The sequence below is a fragment of the Pusillimonas sp. T2 genome (assembly GCF_002236805.1).
Taxonomy (GTDB): Bacteria; Pseudomonadota; Gammaproteobacteria; order Burkholderiales; family Burkholderiaceae_B; genus Neopusillimonas.
Map to the genome: position 1 here is coordinate 1 of NZ_NIQA01000049.1, position 349 is coordinate 349.

General features: G+C 46.4%; 1 protein-coding gene. It reads right to left on the bottom strand.

Annotated features, from left to right (window positions below; translation table 11 throughout):
• Positions 1 to 27: 27 nt before the first annotated feature.
• Positions 28 to 349 (bottom strand): hypothetical protein (locus tag PuT2_RS15995; RefSeq protein WP_216820842.1); only part of this gene is annotated, 322 nt, incomplete at its 5' end.

Here is a 349-nt window from a genome sequence, read left to right on the forward strand (position 1 = left end):
CGGATTGGCAATAAGAAAAACTGCCTTTCAGAACTCACTAATTAGCACATCCAGGTTAGCAGTATCTACGTACTCTAAGTATGGGAGGGTGTCGCAGGTGCTAACTTCGACGTAAGTAGGGGCCTTACTCACATAGCAAATCCACGTGTTAAAGCCTTGTGCGTTGGTCGTTGAGCTACCCGACAAAATGTAATTCCATTTTGGCTCATCAAAATAAAATCGGTATTGTCCTGGGCCCAGCTTTTCAGAGAAGCTGATACCCTCTGAACCATATGTTATTTGGCTTTCGCCGTTATAGGCGATCCAGGTGTCACCTTTTGCCTGGTTAGCCCACACCCCGGATTGGCAA